This is a genomic window from Stanieria cyanosphaera PCC 7437 (assembly GCF_000317575.1).
In the GTDB taxonomy this organism is placed as follows: Bacteria; Cyanobacteriota; Cyanobacteriia; order Cyanobacteriales; family Xenococcaceae; genus Stanieria; species Stanieria cyanosphaera.
The window spans coordinates 1,769,249-1,784,392 of the sequence record NC_019748.1 but is presented as its reverse complement, the minus strand read 5'-3'; the positions used below and the strand labels follow the sequence as shown (position 1 = coordinate 1,784,392).

General features: G+C 35.4%; 10 protein-coding genes, 1 tRNA gene and 1 pseudogene. 3 read left to right on the top strand and 9 right to left on the bottom strand.

Translation table 11 applies throughout. The features are described from left to right. The first annotated feature begins 67 nt into the window (after positions 1–67). A complete protein-coding gene (locus STA7437_RS07725; protein WP_015192822.1) occupies positions 68–1,717 on the top strand; it encodes an ABC1 kinase family protein in 1,650 nt (549 codons plus the stop codon). Positions 1,718–1,879: 162 nt separating this feature from the next. On the opposite strand, the gene STA7437_RS07720 is transcribed toward STA7437_RS07725, so the two are convergent. The 7 genes and pseudogenes from STA7437_RS07720 to STA7437_RS07690 all read right to left on the bottom strand — a co-directional run bounded on the left by STA7437_RS07720 (position 1,880) and on the right by STA7437_RS07690 (position 8,307). Then, positions 1,880–2,956, bottom strand: coding sequence for an FAD-dependent monooxygenase (locus tag STA7437_RS07720; RefSeq protein ID WP_015192821.1), 1,077 nt, complete (start codon positions 2,954–2,956; stop codon positions 1,880–1,882). Positions 2,957–3,542: 586 nt separating this feature from the next. Continuing rightward, a complete protein-coding gene (locus STA7437_RS07715; RefSeq protein ID WP_015192820.1) occupies positions 3,543–3,749 on the bottom strand; it encodes a hypothetical protein in 207 nt (68 codons plus the stop codon). Next, entirely contained in the window at positions 3,746–4,342 is a 597-nt protein-coding gene (locus STA7437_RS07710; RefSeq protein WP_015192819.1) for an acyl carrier protein phosphodiesterase, read from the bottom strand. The genes STA7437_RS07715 and STA7437_RS07710 overlap by 4 nt, the downstream gene beginning before the upstream one ends. Before the next feature lie 35 nt (positions 4,343–4,377). After that, positions 4,378–6,183 (bottom strand): signal peptide peptidase SppA, encoded by a 1,806-nt coding sequence (gene sppA, locus STA7437_RS07705; RefSeq protein WP_015192818.1) that lies wholly within the window; start codon positions 6,181–6,183, stop codon positions 4,378–4,380. A gap of 135 nt (positions 6,184–6,318) precedes the next feature. Further along, a tRNA-Glu gene (locus STA7437_RS07700) sits at positions 6,319–6,391 on the bottom strand. 357 nt (positions 6,392–6,748) lie between these two features. Next, positions 6,749–7,090, bottom strand: a complete 342-nt coding sequence (locus tag STA7437_RS07695) for a hypothetical protein (protein WP_015192817.1) — start codon at positions 7,088–7,090, stop codon at positions 6,749–6,751. Between the two features lie 598 nt (positions 7,091–7,688). Further along, a pseudogene (locus STA7437_RS07690) lies at positions 7,689–8,307 on the bottom strand (class II aldolase/adducin family protein). Between the two features lie 583 nt (positions 8,308–8,890). Between STA7437_RS07690 and clpB the strand changes: the two are divergent. Together clpB and STA7437_RS07680 are read left to right on the top strand one after the other, a co-directional pair. Further along, positions 8,891–11,506, top strand: a complete 2,616-nt coding sequence (gene clpB, locus STA7437_RS07685) for an ATP-dependent chaperone ClpB (protein ID WP_015192816.1) — start codon at positions 8,891–8,893, stop codon at positions 11,504–11,506. Between the two features lie 67 nt (positions 11,507–11,573). Beyond that, positions 11,574–12,164 (top strand): transposase, encoded by a 591-nt coding sequence (locus STA7437_RS07680; RefSeq protein ID WP_015192815.1) that lies wholly within the window; start codon positions 11,574–11,576, stop codon positions 12,162–12,164. Positions 12,165–12,263: 99 nt separating this feature from the next. Here the strand turns inward: STA7437_RS07680 and STA7437_RS07675 are convergent, their stop codons facing one another. Next, on the bottom strand, positions 12,264–14,255 hold the full coding sequence (locus tag STA7437_RS07675) for a tetratricopeptide repeat protein (protein ID WP_171815443.1): 1,992 nt from the start codon (positions 14,253–14,255) through the stop codon (positions 12,264–12,266). A 414-nt stretch (positions 14,256–14,669) separates the two neighbouring features. Next, the gene (gene petJ, locus STA7437_RS07670; RefSeq protein WP_015192813.1) at positions 14,670–15,002 is read right to left on the bottom strand and encodes a cytochrome c6 PetJ; all 333 of its coding nucleotides are present in this window, start codon (positions 15,000–15,002) and stop codon (positions 14,670–14,672) included. Positions 15,003–15,144 lie beyond the last annotated feature (142 nt).

Here is a 15,144-nt window from a genome sequence, read left to right as displayed (position 1 = left end):
TTTCAAAAGATTACAATAACTGGAGGGATCCTAAATCAAAAATGCTTAGAACTATTTAAAAACTTAAATGTTTGCACTCACTCAAAAAACTGCCCGTCAAAGAGAAATTGTTGAGGTTGTCTTCCGCAATGGTTGGGACTATATGCGAGGTTTACTCACAGGTGGTAAATCTGATGAACCTCGGTTACCTTCTCCCACCGTTCTCAAAAAAGTTTTAATTGAATTAGGTCCTGTTTATGTCAAACTAGGTCAACTGCTTTCTACTCGTCCCGATTTATTACCAGGAAGATACGTTGAAGCACTAACAGATTTACAAGCAAGAGTGCCTCCTGTCGCCTGGAGTCAAATCGAAAACTTAATTCAACAGGAATTAGGCAAACCAATTGAAACAGTATTTGCTAGTATCGAACCACAAGCGATCGCAGCAGGTTCGATTGGTCAAGTTCATTATGCTACCCTAGTCAATGGGCAACCAGTAGCTCTTAAGGTTCAACGTCCGGGAATTGATGTTGTTGTTGCTCAGGATGTTGCTCTGATTAGAAATTTAGCAGAGTTAGTCTCTTTAACTGATGTTGGCAAAGATTTTGATATTGTTGCTTTGGCAGACGAATTTATTATTGCCATCAAAGCAGAATTAGATTTTACTTTAGAAGCTCAGTATACAGACCAATTACGCCGTAATCTGAGTGCTAGTCGTTGGTTTGATCCTCAACAATTAAGTATTCCTCAAGTCTATTGGGATATCACCACACCTAAACTATTAACTCTTGAGTGGTTAGAAGGCAAACCGATTTTAGAAGCACAACTCCCAGCAATAAGAGAAGATAAAGACCAAGATACTCAACGTCGAGAGATTACCACTCTATTATTTCGGTCTTTCTTTCAACAAATTTATATTGATGGTTTTTTTCATGCCGATCCTCATCCAGGTAATATTTTTTGCCTCAATGATGGAAGGCTTGCTTTGCTTGATTGTGGAATGGTAGGGCGATTAGATCCCCGTACTCAGCAGATTTTAACCGAGATGTTGCTGGCAGTAGTGGATCTTGATGCTAAAAGATGTAGCCAACTAACTTTAGAATTAGCAGAGTCAAATCAACCAGTTGTTTTAGAACGACTGACGAATGATTATGACCGTATGTTACGCAAATATTTTAATCTCAGCCTTTCACAGATTAACTTTAGCGAAGTATTTTATGAGATTTTGCAAGTATCTCGTGACAATCGTATTCGTTTACCCAGCAATTTAGGTTTGTATGCCAAAACCCTTGCCAATTTGGAAGGAGTTGCTAGAGGTTTTGATCCACAGATTAATTTACTCGATCAAATTAAACCTCTGATGGTGGATTTGTTTCGTCGTCAACTGTTGGGTGAAAGTCCTGTCGAAACGTTACTGCGAACTGCAATTGATCTCAAAAGCCTATCTTTGCGATCGCCTCGTCAAGTAGAATGGTTACTAGACCGAGTAGCTTCAGAAACTCTCAAGTGGAATATCAGTATTCGTCAGATTGATTCTTTAAGCCATACGTTAGATGATTCTGCCAATCGACTTTCTTTTAGTATTTTGGTAGGTTCTTTGATTATGGGGGCAGCAATTATTTCTGCTAATGCTTCTACTAATCAATTATCGATTCTCAGTGATATTTTATTTGCTGCTGCTAGTCTGTTGGGGATTTGGCTGATTATTAGTATTTTGCGATCGGGAAGACTAAAATAGTCAAACTTAGATAAGATACACACTAAGGTACAGGTTTTTGTTAATTGTTAATAGTTAATTGAAAACTGATAACTGGTGTACAGACGCGACATGTCGCGGCTCTACCGCTCACTGAAAAAGGGGTGTACCTTACCAATATGAGACAATATGAGAAACGCTATACTATGCTGCTCCTTGCTTGTGAAGACGACCAATAGTTAAACTTTGCTTGCGACTTGTCCGTTGATATTCGTGGACGATAGGCTTCCTTTCTGCTTCAAAACCAGCTAAAGCTTCAGGAATATCAGCACTAGAAGCAAAAAATCGAGACAAAGCTAAACCATCCTCCAAACCAGCAGTCATCCCTCTGGCACGAGTAGGACTTTTAGCATGGGCAGCATCACCAATTAATAAAACTCTGCCTTGATACAATTGTGGTAAAGGATCGATATCGTAAGAGAAACGAGTTACTATTTGTTCTGGTGGAGTAGAAGCAATCACATTTCTTGCCTCAATCGGCAGTTTAGCAAGTTCTTGAGGAGGAATGGGAATATTTGGAGAACGCTCTTGTTCGTCTTTTTGCTGTTCTACAAAAAAGCCCCAATGAGTTAAACCATTACCAAGGTCGAAGAAATTAGCATAAATACCTCGACCACGAATGTAAACAATAAAATTCCCGTTTGTACAAAAAGTATCATCTGCAACTACTCCTCGCCAGACGAGATCCCCTAAATAAAAAGGTTTGACATTGGGAACAACGAATTCTCGTACCTGAGAAAAAAGACCATCAGCACCGATTAATAAATCTCCTGTCCATTGACTGCCATCACGGAAGTAAGCTGTTACTTCGGTTTCAGTTTGACTAATTGATTGCAGTTGAGAGTCTAGATGAAGACATTCTGAAGGTAAAAATTCTAGTAGGGTTTCTAAAATTGCCTTACGATGAATCAGCATTCCTGGCAATTGATTAGGTGAATATTGAGGAGATTCAGAATTAACTAATTTACCTTTAAGATTCCGAAACTCGAAATTGCGAACTATTACCCCAGAATTGATAATTTTTTGGCAAAGTTCTGGATTTCCTTGACGTAATGCTTCTATTCCGTCGGAAATCAATAAGATACCACAACCATCTGTACGAGGATAAGATGATTTTTCAAACACATCTACTTGATATCCTTGATGAGCTAGTAAACTAGCTAAATATATACCCGATGAACCTGCACCAATAATACCGATTTTGCAGTGAGAAGCAATCATACTAAGCTCCTAGCTAGAAATAAAAGATTTTTTGGTTATTTTTGTGAGGCTTTAACTGTGCTACGTCTGTATTGGGGCAATCGCTACATATCAAGCGTTCGCAGACACCTAGGACAGCTTGTCTTCAGCATGAGGCTGGGTTTTATTGAACTGACAATCTCTAATAATGAACATGAAATTTTTTTTAATTAAACAGGCATAAAAAAGAATTGTGAAAATTAATTTTTGTTTAGTTTTTGTGCATTTGCATGGTAACACAAGCAAAAAAAAAGAGGTTTTTGCACCAAAAGCACAGCAGCTAACCATTTTTACTGAACCAACTCAATGAGCAAGCAGAAAATTTTAAGATTTTCACAACTTTTTGTTGATAAAGATAAACTACTTTAATGTTTGCTAAAAATTAAGTTTACAGATAAAAAAAACAAGAGTTTAAAACTTTTATCATTCTGCCTTCTGTTTTTTGTCCTTTATAACCGATTATCATAAGTTTATACTTCAATTAGTTTAATTTTTTCTTTGTGATCTGGTTCAGGGGTTTTGATAGTTTTTAATTCTTGCCAAACAGGATAAATTTGACTTAATTTTTCTAATTCTTCTGACTTAATAATAAATAAATATTGCGATCGCGTCCAGTTTGTAAAATAGAATAAGCATCGTAACCATTAGACACTTCGTCAGTAGAAAAAGTATTAGGGGCTTGATCGAGAAATAAAATTCTCAAGGCAGCAGCGCTCAAAATAATTAAGAACAGTAACCCTAAAGATTTGATTTGGTGATGCTTAGCTATAGTCAATGACTTAAATTCCAATTCTGAATATGTCTAGTTAATTGAGGGAAAAATTCTCCAAAATCCTGCTCAAACTCAAAATATTGTTGTCTAAATTCATTAAGAGCAGGAGTTAAATTACAATAACAATTAGTCCGTCTAGTAATTCGCCAAGAAATTCGCTGCAAAGTATGTTCAATTCCTAACCAAGTTTGATAAGAACCCAACCAATCTTCTTCAATCATCTTATTAATAACTAGACTAGCTCTTGGCGGAACTTGAGCTAAATAATGAGTAAAAGAACTATAAACTTGAATAGTAAAATCAGACAAAGATAGAGCGGAATAGTTATACCAATTTTGAGCTAAGATATAGTCATAAAAAACATCTACTAAAATACCAGCAAACCGACCATAATTAGCTTGGATTCTTTGTTTACTTCGTTTCACAATCCAATGATTATCTGTATAGCAATCGATCGCTTGATGGCATTGAAGTCCTAGTTGAAACTGTTTGGGTAAATTTTGTCTTTCTCTACCTTTAACCAAATCTCCTAACAGATTACCTAACCTACTTTCGATATCAGGTTTGGCTAATAAAAGATGAGCTAACCAATTCATTGCTGTTTTAATTTAGGTTATGAAGTAAACCTAGTTTAATCAAAATCAAAATTAAATGGTAATCTCGCATAAATCCCTTTTGGGTCGCTCAAAGTTTGAAAATCGGCTAAATCTTGTTTAAACTTGAGAAATTCAACGGTAATCGGGTCAAGAGAAGTTAATTGTTCTGAGGTTTGGACTTTTAGTAATCTATCCAAAATTTCTGTTTCTATATTTCGTTGTTGAGGATATTCTTGTAATTGCCAATTATTTCCTAGTTTAGCTGTTTCGGCTGCACAAGCGATCGCGTCTTCTAAACCACCAATGCGATCTACTAACCCAATTTTATGAGCTTCTGTACCTGACCAAATCTTACCTTGGGCAATTGCTTGAACTTTTTCACGAGAAAGATGACGGTGTTCGATTACTTTATTTAAAAACAGATCGTAAGTCTGATTAACCGATTTTTGATAAATAGCTAATTCCTGATTAGTTTTAGGACGAATAGGGGAATCTGTATCAGCAAAACGTCCAGTTTTAACTGTATCCCAAGTAATACCATGATTATTAGCAATTTTTTGAATGTTGGGTAATAAACCAAACACACCAATCGAACCAGTAATCGTGTTTTCTTCAGCAAAAATTTGACTAGCACCAGTAGAGATCCAATAACCACCAGAAGCTGCCATGTTTCCCATTGAGACAATGATTGGTTTTTTGGCTTTAGTCAAGATAATTTCTCGTAAAATAATCTCTGAAGCAGTAGCACTACCACCAGGGCTATTAATTCGTAACACAATCGCCTTGACATTAGGATTTTCCCGTAATTGACGTAAATCTTTCACAAAGCGATCGCTACCAATTTGTTCAATGCTTCCTTTTCCACCTACAATTGAACCTTCAGCATAAATTACTGCAATTTGAGGTTGAGAAACATCCTCTTTTGTAGTTACAATATTTTTGGCAAGATAACTATTTAAACTAACTTGTCTAAAAGATAGTTCTTGTTCGCCTTTTTCACCCGTTAATTTTCTTAGCTGTGCAACAACATTATCATAGTAAGCAACGCGATCGATTAATCCTGATTGTTTTGCTTCTTCTGGATTAACCAAACCTTGTTTGTCAGCAATAGTTTGTAACTGTTGAGGCGTAATCTTGCGACTCTCCCCAACATTAGTTAGAAATTTTTGCCAAATATTAGATAATAAAGCTTGGGTTTGTTGGCGATTTTCAGAACTAAAATTGGTTCTAGTATAAGGTTCAACCGCCCCTTTATAATCTCCGACGCGAATAATCTGAATCCCAATGCCATACTTTTCTAAAGCTTCTTTGAAAAATATTTGTTGAGAACTTAAACCGTTCAGTTCAATTATTCCCATCGGGTTTAAAATCACTTCATCCGCCACCGAAGCAAGATAATATTCTTTCTCACTCCAGCTAACATCATAAGCAATAATTTTTTTGCCATGATTACGAAACTTCTCTAAAGCAGTTCTAACTTCAGCTAAGGTTGCATAACCACTATCCCCAATTCCTTCTTTGCTACCATCTAAAAAAAGACCAACAATCTGTGAATCTTTGGTTGCTTGCTCAAGAGATTCTAGAACTTGGCGCAGAGTCATCGTATTTTGACGTTCTCCTGCGATCGCTTGTTGCAAATTAGTAGGAAGTTGTGAATCTCTAATCTCTGTAGCAAGATCAAACACCAAGATTGATTTAGCTTGTATTGGTAACTCTTTTTCAGGTAAAGTAGCCGTAATTAGTAACCAAACTAGTCCACTAATTCCCAAACCAGAAAAAAGAAGTAATCCAGCTAGGCTACCAATCAGACTAGCAAAGGTTTGTTTCAAAAATTGACCCATTATTTTACTTAATGTAGTGATTTATTGAAAGGGAATTGATTTAAGTTTTTCTTTATTGTTATAGTTCCCTTAAATTCAATCTCAATAACATCATTTTAAGGTTGAGCCAAATCTTTGATTCAATATTTTATTTAATACCCCCAAGGGAATTCGAATCCCTGTCGCCTCCGTGAAAGGGAGGTGTCCTAGGCCACTAGACGATGGGGGCTTACGGACTTGCAACGTTTCTAAATATAACTAATATTTTTGTGACTGTCAACACTTTTTTTCTAAGAAAAATTTTGAGGTTACTCATTAAGGTATTCCACAGTTATAGCAGTTCTCACTTCTTACTTTTATACAGACGTGTGCCGACACGTCTAAGCGCTTTTTACTTTCTACTGGAGGTGCTGTGACGCAGTAACTTTGGGGAAGTCTCCTGCCTCGCATCTGGAAAAACCATCAATTTCTCAAACTCAAAAATATACAATTAATTCTATTTAGATACTTATCAGGAACTTAAGCGGAGAATTGAATTTCACCATTGATACCTTAATAAGCACCGTAGCAGAGTAATCTGTAATTTTTAATTCCCAAAAATTTGTTCCAATTCTGCTCGTAAACAATTCAAATTAGCTACTCTAGCTACTAATAAATTGTTTTGTTCGCAACGATCAAATTCAAGTTTCCAATGACGAATAATATCTTCATGCTTGAGCCAAAAATTAACCATAGTTTCAATAACCTCATCCCAATCCCATTCTGGTTTTTTGGGAATTATGTTAGTAGATTCAATAAAAGAATCGAGAGTACATTGATAACTACCTAAATAAGTTTTACTTCTTTTCGGGCTAACTTCTACTTCTTGTTGATAGTTAAAAAAGGTTAAAATAGGTGTGATCCCAACGATTTCAAAATTATACGACATAACACGCTTTTAACTCAGGATTAAAACAACAACTTAAATGATTGATTTTCCTAATCAGTTAGTTTTAATTTCGGAGAATCAGGATTCTTTATCTTTAACATTCCCTAAATGAACGATAAAACTACCAAAGGTATGAAAAAAAAATTATTAACAGAATAACTTTTGATAGATTTAGCTCAAAAAAACAGATTGATCCTGAATGATAAGATTATCTCTCCAAAATAATTAACTGAATATTTGAAGTTAAATTGTATTTAAAAGAACAAAATTTAAATGTTAATCAGGTACAGAAATCAAAAAACAAACTTTGATGTAGCAGTTCTCAGATTAATGAGATACAGTTCATTTTCCTGGTAGAGCGTTGATAGTTGAGACCTACGGTATTGCGCTTCGCTTATGTTAATGGTTGATTATTCATCCCTCATAATTAGTAATTAGTAATTAGTAATTAGTAACTGGTAATGGTGTACCTCACCAAGAGCGAGAAAGACTATATACTATGTTTTAATAGTGACTAATAAGATTTAAGTATTAAATTGTAATATTTGTTTCTATTTTATAGCGATCGCGTGGTTTTTGCTCAAAAATTTTAATTAACTTATAGCTGATTGTAAAAATTTAGTAAAACTTTGCCAGCTTCATTTAAATTTCTACCAAAGGTAATAATCCCCTCTTCATGACCGCTCATAATAATAATTTTTTGCTTTTTAGTTAAGTCTTGTTCACACAATTTCATAATTTCCCCTGCCATTTCTGGTGTACCAAAAGCACAATTTTGATCAGTTGTAGATACTTGATTAATAAGTTGTTGCCAAAGTTGACGATGATGAACGTGAATTACGGCATTGATATCTTGATTAGCTACATAAATAGCAGCATGAGTTAAAGTTTCAGATGAAGCTTGAATTAAACCAATACAAGTAACTGAGTTTTTTTTCCAATCAAACTCAACAACTTTAGTATAGTGTTCTGGATTGAGATGAGGAAGATTGCCTGTTTGTGTCCCAGAAATAATAAGTGAATTATAGTTTTTGGGTTGAGGATTACGAATGCTCAGATTACCAAAACCAATTCCATTATCATATATCATACTGACCAATTAAATTTAACTGATATAATTGATGACGCCAGTGATTTAATTCGATAATTTCTGTAGAAGAAATTGAAGTACGATTAATTAAATTGCATTGATATTTAATATATCCTTCATCAATCATGTATTTATAATTGTTGTAATTATTATTTGTTTTATGCTATTTTTTTACCTCAATAATAAATTAAAAATATTGATACTAGTAGAAAAAATTCGCGAAGTTTTTGATTAACCCTCTTTTGTCATTCTCCGAGAATTAAAATTAAGAGGAACTTGACTATCGTTGGCTAGAAGCCAGACAGTAAAATGGATGTAGAATTACAGATTCTCAAACATTTAAAGCGATCGCCTGCCCCGACAGTTTCCATCATAGATCGATATTGCTGCTAAAACCAGAAGATATATATAAAACCAAAATTGAATTGGCATCAGAAATAGTTCATGAGTTGATAGAATTTGGGTTCAAAATCTAAATCGGGAAAACCAGAATGTTGCTGTGGTGGTTTCCTACCCGTTACTTTGCACCAAAATCACTACAATATCATTAAAGACCATAAAAATTAACTAAATAACTGATTAGCTATTCATCAAATAATCTAAACTGGAACAATCCTCAGTATCTTCAGGGATTTGTTTGATTCTCCAGTAGAACTAATCAACAGCAACTATCAAAACTAATATTTTATTTCCTAACTGAGATCGAAAATATGCAACCAACCAACCCACAAAAATTTACTGAAAAAGCCTGGCAAGCAATTGTTCGGACTCCCGACATTGCTAAAGAAAATAAACATCAACAAATTGAAAGCGAACATTTACTCAAAGCACTAATCGAAGAGGAAGGATTAGCCAATAGTATCTTCAACAAGGCTAATATTAGTGTTCAACGAGTGCGGGATAAAACCGATGAGTTTATCAATCGCCAACCGAAGGTATCTAATCTAGGAGAGTCGGTTTATCTGGGACGTAGTTTAGATACTCTTTTAGATCGGGCGGAAAATCATCGTAAGGAATTCGGCGATGAATATATTTCCATCGAACATCTACTCTTAGCTTATGCCAAAGACGATCGCTTGGGTAGAAAGTTATTTCAAGAGTTTGGACTGAGCGAAAATAAACTGAGGGAAATTATTCAAGATGTGAGAGGTAGTCAAAAAGTTACCGATCAAAATCCTGAAGGCAAGTATCAATCTCTAGAAAAGTATGGTAGAGAATTAACCCAACTAGCAAGACAAGGTAAACTCGATCCTGTCATTGGTAGGGATGAAGAAATTCGTCGTACCATTCAAATCCTTTCCCGTCGTACTAAAAATAACCCCGTGTTAATTGGTGAACCTGGGGTAGGTAAGACTGCTATTGTAGAGGGATTGGCACAGAGAATTGTCAACCGTGATGTACCTGAGTCATTACGCGATCGCAAATTAATCGCTTTGGATATGGGTGCATTGATTGCAGGGGCAAAATATCGCGGTGAATTTGAAGAAAGACTCAAAGCTGTGCTTAAGGAAGTTACAGAGTCGGAAGGTAATATTATCATGTTTATTGATGAGATTCATACCGTAGTAGGTGCAGGTGCGACTCAAGGGGCGATGGATGCAGGTAATTTACTCAAACCGATGTTAGCTAGGGGTGAATTGCGCTGTATTGGTGCGACTACTTTGGATGAGTATCGCAAGTATATTGAAAAGGATGCTGCCTTAGAAAGACGTTTCCAATCTGTACTAGTAGACGAACCCAATGTAATTGATACTATTTCGATTCTAAGAGGATTGAAAGAACGCTATGAAGTTCACCACGGGGTCAAAATTTCCGACACTTCCTTAGTTGCTGCTGCTACTCTTTCTAATCGTTACATCAGCGATCGCTTTTTACCAGATAAGGCGATTGACTTAGTAGACGAGGCTGCTGCGAAGTTAAAGATGGAAATTACCTCTAAACCAGAGGAATTAGATGAAATAGACCGTAAAATTCTCCAATTAGAAATGGAACGGTTATCTTTACAAAAAGAAGATGACATCCTTTCACGAGAAAGATTGGAAAAATTGGAAAAAGAACTAGCCAATCTTAAAGAAGAGCAATCAGAATTAAACGCGCAATGGCAGTCAGAAAAAGAAGTTATCGACCAAATTCGCACGCTTAAGGAAGAAATTGACCGAGTTAACCTCGAAATTCAACAAGCGGAACGGGATTACGACCTCAATCGCGCTGCGGAATTACGCTATGGGAAACTAACTGACTTACAAAGACAAATTAGAGAAATTGAAAGTAAGCTTGCAGAAAGACAAACTACTGGTCGCAATATGCTCAGAGAAGAAGTAACGGAAGCGGATATTGCTGAAATTATTTCTAAATGGACTGGTATCCCAATTAGTAAGTTAGTCGAATCTGAAAAAGAAAAACTTCTCCATCTCGAAGACGAATTACATCAACGAGTAATTGGACAGGATGAAGCTGTCATTGCGGTAGCGGATGCTATTCAACGTTCTCGCGCTGGTTTAGCCGATCCCGAACGTCCTACTGCTAGCTTTATTTTCCTTGGTCCCACTGGAGTAGGTAAAACGGAACTAGCTAAAGCTTTAGCTGTTACTCTCTTTGATAGTGAAGAAGCTTTGGTACGGATCGATATGTCCGAATATATGGAGAAACACACCGTTTCCCGTCTCATCGGCGCACCTCCTGGATATGTGGGTTATGAAGAAGGTGGACAATTAACCGAAGCAATTCGCCGTCGTCCCTATTCCGTCATTCTCTTTGATGAGATTGAAAAGGCACACAACGATGTCTTCAACATTATGCTACAAATCCTCGATGATGGCAGGCTTACTGATTCTCAGGGTCGTACGGTAGATTTCAAGAATACTATCATCATTATGACCAGTAATATTGGTTCTCAATACATCCTCGATGTAGCTGGCGATGATAACCGTTATGAAGAAATGCGATCGCGCGTGATGGATGCAATGCGGAATAACTTCCGTCCTGAATTCCTCAACCGTATCGATGAGATTATTATCTTCCACGGCTTACAAAAAGCGCAATTACGTAACATCGTCAAGATTCAAATCAAACGTCTCGAAGATCGTTTAGATGAACAAAAACTATCCTTGAAGATGTCCGAAGCAGCCTTAGATTTCTTAGCCGAACTCGGTTACGATCCAGTATACGGTGCTAGACCATTAAAACGGGCAATTCAAAGATACTTAGAAACTGCGATCGCTAAATCGATTTTACGAGGCGAATTTAAAGGCGGAGACACCATCTTTGTGGATGTTGAAGATGAACGTTTAAGCTTGAAACGTGTGCCAGTTGAGATGTTAGCTTAATTTCCAACAAGGGGTAATCTAAGTAGGGATAATTCATGAATTATCCCTACTGTTTTTATGTCTGAAAATGAACAATATTTATAAAAACCGCAAATCATTAAGATTGCCTAAATATGATTATTCTGCCAATGGTGCTTATTTTATTACTATTTGTATTAAAAATAGAGAATGTTTACTTGGTAAAGTACACGATAGTCAAGTAATTTTGAATGAATTTGGACAAATTATTACTAATATTTGGTCTTCTTTATCAACTAGATATGAACAGATTGAATTAGATGAATTTGTAGTAATGCCCAATCATATACATGGCATTATTATCATCAACTCCCTAGAGACAATTCATGAATTATCTCTACAAAAATCATCGGCAGAATTATCTATCAAAGAACGACGGAGAATGTTATTACCCAAAGCGATCGGTTATTTCAAAATGAATTCTGCTAAACAAATCAATCAAATTCGTCAAGCAGTTCGAGTTTCCTTATGGCAATCTAATTATTATGAGCATATTATTCGAGATGAAACAGCCTTAAATATAATTCGTACATATATTATTAATAATCCTCTAAATTGGCATCAAGACCTAGAAAACCCTCAAGGAAAAATAGATCGTCAAGAAATCCAATTTTGGAAAGATGTAGGAAGAAAAATTTAGAGCAAAAATAATAAATAATTAAATATACAAATAAACCATCTGTAGGGATAATTCATGAATTATCCCTACTTGAATATTATTAATACAATTTACCGAGCTTTAGCGATCGCTCACATTCAAAGAAGCATTACGCAGTTTGAAGTAAACTTCTGCCGTTTGTGGATCTCCAGTAACTTCAGCATAATAGTTGAAATCTTCAATTGCGCCTTGTGTTTCTCCTAACTCAAAACGAACATCAGCCCTTTTACGATATGCTTCAGCTATTTGATTTCCTTCACGATAACCTGGAGCATCAGCATTGTAACTCAAGTATTTAGTATAATCTTGTTTGGCTTGTTGATAGTCTTTCAAAGCATAAAAAGCATCTCCCCTCGCATAATGATATTTTGCTGCTTTTACTTGGGGTAAATGATATTTTTCCACTGCTTCAGTATAATCTTGAACTGCCTTCTGATATTGCTTTAGTTTGGCATAAGCTTGTCCGCGATGATAGTAACTTTCCGCTTTGTCAAAATCGGAATTGCGATCTTGGCGAATTGCTAGAGTCCGTTCTCGATCTTTACCTTTCCCGTAACGAATTGCTAAATTATAATCTTCAATTGCTTTTTGATAATCTCCACTTTCAGCACGAACACAACCACGAGCAAAATAAGCAGGAGCATATTTGTTGTCTACATAAAGAGACTGATTAAAGTCTTGAATAGCTTGTTGAGGTTTTCCTAGACGGGAAGAGATATAACCTCGGACGCGAAAGGCTCTCGCATATTCTAAACTGTCAAGATTTGGATTGTAACGAATAGCTTCTTTAAAGTCTTTGATTGCATCATCGTAATATTGTTTGGCTTCCGAATAAGCTTGAGTTTCTTGAACAGGTTGCTTAATAGAAGCATCACAGTAGTAACTGGCTATGATAGATTCTTCTGGAGTTACTTCTCTCTCTGCCGAATGGATTAATTTATCTCCTAGTCTGGCTAAAATAATTCCTCGTTCATGGTATGCTCTAGCTCTAGGATGATTATTCGTAATAAATGTATTTACTTGAAGATTGAAAACTTCTTCATAATCATCTATTGCTGCATTCTCATTCATTAATTGCTCATGATGAATACCCTGTTCTTTATATGTAATAAATGTATTTGGATCGAGAAATGCATTTGGATCGATTTGGAGTACTCGTTGGTAATCATCTAATGCTGTGGCTGCATAACCTAAATCATCGTAAACAATTGCCCGATTATAATAGGCTTGGACAAAATCAGGATTTAGCCTAATTGCTTGATTATAATCTGCTAAAGCTAACTTTTTGTATTCTCCTTGGTAGCGAATATCATTCTTGAGTAGAAAACGAATATCATTACTAATCAAATGACGAATATCATCACCTACTTGTCCTATTTGATATCGAATTAAACCACGCTTATTGTAGCTTTCAGAATCAGTAGGCTCAAAACGAAGATAACTAGTATAATCTGCTTCGGCTTGTAATTTGTAGCGCATCCATTGAGATAATCTTTGTACTTGCTCTTGATTTTCTTCTTTTCTTCTATTATTTAAAATAAAAGAGCTAGACCGAGATTTCTTCAAATCTGCTAATGCAGATAAAGCAAATGCTCTTCCTCGATAAGGTTCACCATAATCGGGATTAAGCTTAATTGCTTCAGTAAAATCATCTACTGCCTTTTGCTTACTTCTCGATTCTAATAAAATTTTTCCTCTTTCGTTATAAGCTTGGGTTAAAAAATTTCTACTATATTCAGGAGCAATTACTTGATAATTTGGAGTAAGTTTAATAATTTGGCTATAGTCGTCAAAAGCACCTTCTTTGTCACCAATATTACTCCGAACAACTGCTCTTTGATAGTAAATTAAAGGATTAGTTGGATCTAAACGCAATGCCTGAGAATAGTATTTTATTGCCTCTTGTTTATTTCCTAATTCAACAAATTCATTAGCACGACATAAGATTTTTTTTACTTCTAAAGAATGCTCAGTACTATCTTTAATACACTGCTGAAAATTTGCTGAATTAGAGTAAAATTCTGTTGAAGAATTAAAGGAATTTGATAAGGCAAATCCAGTTATAGGCTGCAAAGTTAAAGCTGTAGAAATAGTTATTGTTGTGCATATTTCAGTAACTAAAAAACCTATTTTTGCGGGGGGGGGAGCGGAGTGTTTACATGTTTTTTTTGTCAGATTAATACTTATATTTTTCATAATCTGTTGTGGTTTGATTGAATAATTCAAATATTACTTAATGCTCACCATCATAATTAGTGATACAATTTGATGTCTTCCGAATAAACACTTACTTAAGAGCTTAGAATAGTTGTGTATTGTTATTATTTTTAAATTAAAATTATATATACAAAAATTTCAAATTATTAAGAAAGTAGTATTCAAATATGAAACAATAAATCTCGATTTTAAAGACTAAAACCGAGATTAAAATCAATTTACTAAAAAATTTTCTAGGGAAACTATACCAAATATTTAGTACAATTTAACTTACCAACCTTTATCTGCTTGAGAAATTACATAAGCAGCAACATCCTCAATTTGTTGGTCATTTAAACGCCCTTTAAAAGATGGCATAGCATTTTTTCCATTAGTTACCTGAGCAATAACTGCTTCAGCAGAATACATCCCATATTTTTCTAAAGCGTCTTTTTTCAAAGTTTTTGTAGCGTTAACTAAGTTGTTGCCTCCCGAATGACAAGCAGCGCAGTTGGCATTAAAAATTTTGGCACCGTTGCCAGCATCTCCAGCTAAAGCAGGATTAGCTAGCGCAAACAAGGTTATCAACAAGCTGATGCTTATTGACAGTAATCTCTTTAACATAATTTCTCCTCTCAAATTGTAAATTCAATCGAATATACATCCTGAGCGATTACAGCACTTTAGTCAAAAGACAAGCTGTCAAAGTTTTACAAATTGTCAAACTTCTGTAGTAGTATGATTTGAGGAGGATAAATAGGCAAAA